At 46.0% G+C, this 7,052-nt stretch carries 10 protein-coding genes and 1 pseudogene; 9 read left to right on the forward strand and 2 right to left on the reverse strand.

Annotated features, from left to right (window positions below; all coding sequences use genetic code 11):
* Positions 1–117 (reverse strand): transposase (locus WG89_RS29860; RefSeq protein ID WP_172806846.1); only part of this gene is annotated, 117 nt, incomplete at its 3' end.
* 144 nt (positions 118–261) lie between these two features.
* On the opposite strand from WG89_RS29860, the gene WG89_RS27925 reads away from it, so the two are divergent.
* The 9 genes from WG89_RS27925 to WG89_RS27965 all read left to right on the forward strand — a co-directional run bounded on the left by WG89_RS27925 (position 262) and on the right by WG89_RS27965 (position 6,808).
* Positions 262–636 (forward strand): VOC family protein, encoded by a 375-nt coding sequence (locus WG89_RS27925; RefSeq protein WP_062270984.1) that lies wholly within the window; start codon positions 262–264, stop codon positions 634–636.
* Between the two features lie 120 nt (positions 637–756).
* Positions 757–1,125, forward strand: a complete 369-nt coding sequence (locus tag WG89_RS27930) for an MmcQ/YjbR family DNA-binding protein (protein WP_062270986.1) — start codon at positions 757–759, stop codon at positions 1,123–1,125.
* Positions 1,126–1,301: 176 nt separating this feature from the next.
* Positions 1,302–2,369: a UDP-2,4-diacetamido-2,4,6-trideoxy-beta-L-altropyranose hydrolase gene (gene pseG / locus WG89_RS27935; RefSeq protein WP_062270988.1), complete on the forward strand. Its 1,068-nt coding sequence runs from the start codon at positions 1,302–1,304 to the stop codon at positions 2,367–2,369.
* 15 nt (positions 2,370–2,384) lie between these two features.
* Positions 2,385–2,981, forward strand: coding sequence for a class I SAM-dependent methyltransferase (locus tag WG89_RS27940; protein ID WP_062270991.1), 597 nt, complete (start codon positions 2,385–2,387; stop codon positions 2,979–2,981).
* Between the two features lie 41 nt (positions 2,982–3,022).
* A complete protein-coding gene (locus tag WG89_RS27945; RefSeq protein WP_062270993.1) occupies positions 3,023–4,255 on the forward strand; it encodes an NAD(P)-binding protein in 1,233 nt (410 codons plus the stop codon).
* Complete coding sequence (locus tag WG89_RS27950) at positions 4,252–4,941, forward strand: WbqC family protein (protein ID WP_062270995.1); 690 nt, start codon at positions 4,252–4,254, stop codon at positions 4,939–4,941. The genes WG89_RS27945 and WG89_RS27950 overlap by 4 nt, the downstream gene beginning before the upstream one ends.
* Before the next feature lie 131 nt (positions 4,942–5,072).
* Positions 5,073–5,630 carry a cytochrome b gene (locus WG89_RS27955; RefSeq protein WP_062270997.1) on the forward strand — a complete coding sequence of 186 codons (558 nt, stop codon included), beginning with the start codon at positions 5,073–5,075 and terminating at the stop codon, positions 5,628–5,630.
* A gap of 220 nt (positions 5,631–5,850) precedes the next feature.
* Positions 5,851–6,504 (forward strand): HAD hydrolase-like protein, encoded by a 654-nt coding sequence (locus WG89_RS27960; protein ID WP_062270999.1) that lies wholly within the window; start codon positions 5,851–5,853, stop codon positions 6,502–6,504.
* Positions 6,505–6,526: 22 nt separating this feature from the next.
* A complete protein-coding gene (locus tag WG89_RS27965; RefSeq protein ID WP_062271001.1) occupies positions 6,527–6,808 on the forward strand; it encodes a MazG nucleotide pyrophosphohydrolase domain-containing protein in 282 nt (93 codons plus the stop codon).
* 123 nt (positions 6,809–6,931) lie between these two features.
* On the opposite strand, the pseudogene WG89_RS32510 reads toward WG89_RS27965, so the two are convergent.
* Positions 6,932–7,052, reverse strand: a pseudogene (locus WG89_RS32510) (IS5/IS1182 family transposase); the annotation flags it as partial.

Here is a 7,052-nt window from a genome sequence, read left to right on the forward strand (position 1 = left end):
GTTATAAACCTCGGCTTTCACTGCCCCGGTCAGGACTCGAAACCTGTATTTTGGCACCCAAACTATATGATATTGGCAATGCCAAATGACATGCGTTAACTTTTCAAATCTACTCATGTTACTTCCTATCTCTAGTAGTTGTGGGGACAACTCAGAGATAAGGAGTAGCATGGGTAGTTCATGGCAGGCGAAGCCAACCATTCATGACCACGTCCATAGGACGTGGGTTTTCACGATGCACTAAACCACCAAGGATAAAAAATGATAGGCTATATCACACTCGGCTCAAATAACATTCAAGCCTCTACTGAATTTTATGATCAGATCTTTAATGAACTTGGTGCATCACGCATTTGGGATACTCCTTCATTTATCGCCTGGGGCGCAGATAAAAACTCTCCATTTTTTGCAGTAACGTCTCCATTTAACAAAGAACCTGCAACGGCAGGTAATGGTGTCATGATCGCAATTAAGGCTCCAAACCCAGAATCTGTAGGTTTAGCCCATGCAACGGCCTTGAAGTTGGGTGCTATTAATGAAGGCGAACCGGGAGTAAGGCCAGCAGGCTTCTACTGTGCCTACTGTAGAGATTTGGATGGCAACAAATTGAATTTTTATTGCGCTCCTCAAGAATAGCCACCTTATTAACGACCTCAAAAAAGCAGTGTTGACTCATACTATGCATCAATAAGGGTATAAGCTCTAACCTGAGCTTGTGCCCAACCTGCAGAGCCCCGGCACAAGAGATAAACAGCAATGAACTACGAAGACTTCAACCACTTTTGTGAATCCTTGCCTGAAACCACTCACGTTGTGCAATGGGGTGGATCCCATGTCTGGAAGGTAGGTGGTAAGGTTTTTGCTGTGGGTGGCTGGGGTAAGGACAAGCAACCTGCTTTTACTTTTAAAACATCCGACGTTAATTTCGACTTCCTCAGTCATCACGATGCCTATCAACCAGCCCCCTACTTCGCTAACCGTGGTATGAAATGGATTCAGCAAACGGATACTGCCGGGGCATTTGATGAGGAACTCAGATATTACCTGTCCGAATCCTACCGAATCGTCTGTTCAGGACTCAGCAAACGCAAAAGGCAAGAGTTGGGTTTGGATAATATTCAATAACTTGCTCATCTCTTTTGGCTCTGGTTGCCTGATAAAAATCGTTAATGTTACATTTAATCAATAAGCTCTTTACTGTGTTCCAGTAGTCAGCCTTTAATTGAGCTCCACCGGTTAAAAAGGAATTTAACTGTGCTCTTAAATCTTATGCCTCCCTATCTGCCCTTGGGTGTCCGTTCATGAAAGCTGTTTTTCGTGTGGACGCTGCCTCTCATATTGGCACGGGGCATGTCATGCGCTGTCTGACTCTGGCCGAAGCCATGAGAGAGAAAGGCTTTGAAGTACAGTTTATCAGTCGGCTTTTTCAGGGGCACATGCTGGACAAGATTCGTTCAGCCGGATTCAACACACTTTCCCTTTCTTCAACCTCCACTCCTCTTGCACCTCTGAATCAACAGGATTACCCATCTTATAAAAACTGGCTGGGCACTTCGTGGCAGAACGATGCGGAAGAAACCCTTTCCTTAATGGACACTCCCTGTGACTGGTTAGTGGTGGATCATTACGCTCTGGATAATCAGTGGGAAAAAAAGCTCCGATCCAAGGCCAAACACATTCTGGCCATTGATGACCTTGCCGATCGGCAACACGACTGTGAGCTTATACTGGATCAGAATGTCCAGCTGCCAGGAAAAGGGGACTATAAAAATCTGACTCCGGAATCCACAGAATGCCTTCTCGGGACAGAATATTGCCTTTTAAGACCGGAATTTCAATGTAGCTACCCAAAACCTCCGTCTGATAAGTTCAAAGTCCTATTGTTTATGGGAGGTGCCGATGCCAGCAGTAACAGTCTGAAAATCCTTTCAGAGCTCAAAGCGGTTGAAGCGCTTGAGCTTTCCGTACTGATCCAGTCTATCCATCCCGACTACCCCATCATTAAAGAGATGTGCGCCCGCTTCGGCCACGAATGCCTAACAGAAAGTCATAACATGGCAGAACTGATAGCCCTTCATAACGCCGCCATTATTGCCTGTGGTTTTGTCAGTTATGAAACAGCCGCCCTGAATATACCGGCCCTGCTAATTCCACTGTCCGACATACAGAATCAAGTAGCGGATCGCCTGGTTGAGCTGGGTACCGGCATAAAAATCATGCCTGAATCATTGAACACCCAACAGCTGGTCAAGAGCATAGAGCAGTTAAAGAATTTAGATACGGATCATCAGCTGGCATTCCAGTGCGATGGAACCGACAAAGTCGTAAAAGCAATGCTTGAAATTTCTAACCGTGACTTTAACCCATAAACAGCGAGCAGGATCATGGACATCCGCGAACACTATCGACAACGACTGGAGCTGTTTGGAGACACGGCCGAAGCCGCACAATACTCAGACCGTGAAACCCAGGAAAAGCGCTTCGCCATTCTGACGGATATTGCCCCACTCAACGGCAGTCGTATACTGGATTTTGGCTCAGGCACCGGTCATCTGGCCACTTATCTGAAGAACAGAAACATTGATGTCGAATACACGGGTGTCGACATAGTTCCCGAACTACTGGCCTGTGGGCGCGAGAAACACCCAGAACACCGTTTTGAGCTATGGGAAAACCTGGGGGATGAGACTTTCGATTATGCCTTTGTCAGCGGTGTTTTCAATAATCGTACGACAAACAACAGGGCCTTCTACCAGAATACTGTCTCACAACTGTTTAGTCGTGTTCAGCGAGGCCTGGCTTTCAATCTGATGAGCACTTATGTGGATTATCAGGATGAAGAATTATTCTATGAAACGCCGGAAGATGCCTTCAGTTATGTAAAGCAACTGACACCCACGGTCACTCTCAGACACGACTACCAAATCAAGGATAATGTGATTCCTTTTGAATACGCCATTTATGCTTATAAACAACCCTGAGTCTATGGACTGACCAAAACTCTCCGGAAAAGGATCGCTGGATGAAACTGAATATCGTGGGTGGTGGCATTACCGGTTGCGTTATGGCTCTGAAAGCAGCTGAAGCCGGTGCCCGGGTGCAGCTTCTGGAAGCCAGCCCTGTCCTGGGTGGGGTCCTCAAAGATCTGGAAGTTGAGAATGAATCCTACTTTAACGGCTGTCAGTACTTTAACGATTCGCAATGGCTGGACCAGCTTGATCAATCGCTATCCGGCCAACTGCAAAGTTTTGTCCATGAATACGGTTCGATAACAGAGCTCTTTGGAGATCAGCAGTTTCATCCGGATTTTGCCCAACCGGTTGTACACGACACCCATGATATTCAGGATAAAGCCTCAACATTACACTCACAAAAGCTGATTGACCGACTTTCCCTGTACGGTCGCCACGCATCTCCGATTATTGACTGGGCAGAACAGTTCGGGATGCTGGACAGTCTTCATAGCGATTGTGTCACCAGCATGCAGCTGCCCAGGGTATTTTTTAAGGAAGATGTTTCAGGGCTTTGTGAAGAGAAGTCCAGAAATCCGGTCGTAGACCAGATGACAGGCGTCCCCCGTTCAATACTGTTTCCCGATCAGGAAAAGGCCATAGGTCTGTTACCTGAACTTGGCTTTACCCCTTTCTTTGAAGGTTTGGGCAGACTGCTGAAGGAGAGAGATATAACCCTTCTTACCTCTGCACCGGTAAAACCCATGCTTTCAGACAATGGTCATATAGAGTGTCATTCCAAAGGTCAGCATTACCCTGCCGATCTGACCTTATGGTGTGCCAACCCCACCGGTTTGCTCATCAATACACAGACCGGCAAGCTCGACACCCCATCCACAGCCATGTATTGCGCCACTGCATTGCTGGATAATGAGCCCCCTATTGAGCCCGTGTACCACCAGATATTCTCTTCCCGATCCAGCATTTTCAGGCTTTATGCCTACCCACTGAATGGCCAGAATAAAATTTCTGTAGAAGGTTTTCTTGAACATGCTTCACTGGATCAGCTGGAAACCCAACTCAGCGACTATCTGGACTTTCTTAACCTCCCTCCCCTGGCATCCCCTCTGACACTTCATAAACAACGACGCTATGTTAATTTCACAGTCAGGGACAAAGCGTTGATCGAACAATTCAACCAGAACAGCAATAGCTTCAATATGCTTCCAGGTGCCTGGCATATCCACGGACGGGATAAGAAAATTGAGTTCCTTGATCACCACTTGCAACAGGCCATGTCATGACGACCTGTGTCATCATGCAACCCTGCTTTATTCCCTGGGCTGGTTATTTCAACCTGATCCACCAGGCAGACTACTTTGTTTTTCTGGATGATGTTCAGTATCAAAAGCGTTCCTGGCAAGTACGAAACCGGATACTGCTCAATGGTGAGGAACATTTACTGACGGTTCCCGTTGAAAAATGCTCTTCACGCACTCGGCTCAACGAAGTCAGGCTTTCTACCCTCCCCCAATGGCAAGACAAACACTTGATGACCCTGAAAAGGGCTTACGCAAAATCGCCTTTTTCACAGCAGGTCTTGCCCATTATCGATGACATTTACCGTTCAGAGTGTCCAACTCTCAGTCAGTTGAATATCAGTATTATCGAGATGATCAGTAGACAACTCGGTCTAAACACTCAATTTATTCTGGCCAGTGAATTAAATTGTTCAGGTAAGCGTACGGAACACCTGATTCAAATTTGCAATGCCTTGTCAGCATCAGAATATTTATCGCCACAAGGTTCAAAAGAGTATCTTCTGGAAGACCGGTTTGAAGAAAGCTCCGGGCTCAAGTTAAGGTTTCAACAATTTGAAGCTTGCGAATACCCACAGAAAAAACGCTCATACTTCCTATCACATCTATCCATTATTGATGTCATTGCCCACCTTGGGCTGGAGCAAAGTCGGGCATACTGCACAGGTTAGCCACTCCCTCTTTTTTTCTACCCTTCCTTGTCCAAGTGCAATTTTTTCACCTCCGAAATGAGATAAACCCATGTGATATCGACCCATTTATTTCGGGAGATTCTGTTGGTTTGATCGACGAGGGGGAAACCATGGGACATGAACAAAAACAGTATTCGTTGTACGCCAGACTTCTGCACTGGCTAATGGCAGCAGGCTTTTTCTTTATGTGGGGAAGCGGGTATTACATGACCCGTTTTGTCGAGGATGACTCACCCATGGAGGAATGGCTTTTTAGCCTCCATATTTCCACAGGGGTGACACTTGTAGTACTCCTGATCATCAGAATTATTATTCGCGTCATGACACCACCGCCTCCATCCGTACTTATCACTTCAGCTATTGAAGCCGTGGGGGCCAAACTCGCTCATTGGGGCCTTTATCTATTGCCTGCACTGGTATTACTGGCCGGCTGGGCTGAAGTAGACCTGGGAGGCCATGGTGTTAAGTGGTTGGGTATAGCAATGCCAAAAGTGTTTCCGACACTTGAACATTTCCATGGTATCAACCCTGCTGATACGGCTGAAACGCTCCACAAATGGCTGGCCTACACAACACTGGGCCTGACGGTTTTGCATATTGCTGCTGTCGTTAAACACGCAAGAGAAGGTCACAGTATTCTCTATCGCATGTCGTTCAATAAACGATAAATATAATGACCAGGAGGGGCAAAACTATTGCCTAGCCCCTCTACTTTTCACTATGACTGTGCCCTGATCAACTCTCCTGATACATGCACAGCATTTAAATTCCTTGTAAACGAATCTCAAATGACTGAATCGAAGGGTTGAAACCCTACTCCAGAGGTTTCAGACTGTGATTCCTCAAGTATTTTTTGGCTGAACTGTGTAGAGAAATTATAAGAACACCATGCACTCATCAAAATATGACTGCCTGATCTTTGATCTGGACGGCACAATCAGTGATCCAAAAGATGGAATTGTCCGATCGGTAAACCATGCTTTAAACACCCACAACTTTGACCCAATAGATGAGCAGAAAATCTGCACTCTCATAGGTCCACCCATCGATTTTTTATTCTCAACTCTAACGGAGTCAGATGATCAAAACTTAATCACAAGCCTGATTGCCAGCTATCGTGAGCGATACTCTGACATAGGCTTTGCCGAGAATAAGCTTTATCCGGGTATAGTGGATGTTTTGAATACTTTGAATCAGCACCCCACTCTAACGTTAGGTGTCTGTACCTCAAAACGGGTCGATTTTGCACAACGGATCCTTGACCTCTTTAACCTGAGTGAATGTTTTCAGTTTGTTGATGGCGGAGAAGTCGGGATGAAGAAATCTTTCCAGTTGCACAGACTGCTTGATAAAGGCCTGATTCGCCAAGACTCCATCATGATTGGTGATCGAGAAGCGGATCTGATTGCAGCCAACGACAACCGGCTGGATTGTGCGGGCGTGCTCTGGGGTTACGGGCCCATCGATGAACTCAGGCAACATAATCCCAATCATATATTTTATCAGCCTGAAGAATTACTTGATCTGTGCAAGTCAGAATAATCAGACGACAAGGCCATACAGAATGCGACTGAAAGAATTACAAGAAAAGATAAAAGCATCGGACTTTAACCCGGAACAGGCCCACGGCTATTTCCTGAAACTGATTGAAGAAACCGGCGAGTTGTCGGAAGCCATTCGCAAGGGAAAATCCGGGCAGCCCGATCTGGGTGACCTGAAAGGCTCAATAGCCGAAGAGTTATACGATGTTTTGTATTACGTCTGTGCGCTGGCCAATCTTTACGATATCGATCTGGAAAAAACCGGAGAGCTTAAAGAAACTCTCAACAGAATCAAATACGGCTAGGGAACCTGCGAATAACCTCTAATTTACTTCCCTTCTTGAATCGAGTTCGAAGTAGGACTGAAATCAGAGGTCTCAACCCCTTATTTGTATGATATTTAGCCACTTTCGTGACTTCAGGGCGGACTAACCCTGTGCCCGGATCATTTGATCCAGTCGAACAATATTCGCCAGGGCAAATAAAGTAGACAGTTTATTGTCATTCTTCTTCAAACCTCGATACCTGGCTTTTATAAATCCAAATTGA

Source organism: Endozoicomonas arenosclerae (genome assembly GCF_001562015.1).
In the GTDB taxonomy this organism is placed as follows: Bacteria; Pseudomonadota; Gammaproteobacteria; order Pseudomonadales; family Endozoicomonadaceae; genus Endozoicomonas_A; species Endozoicomonas_A arenosclerae.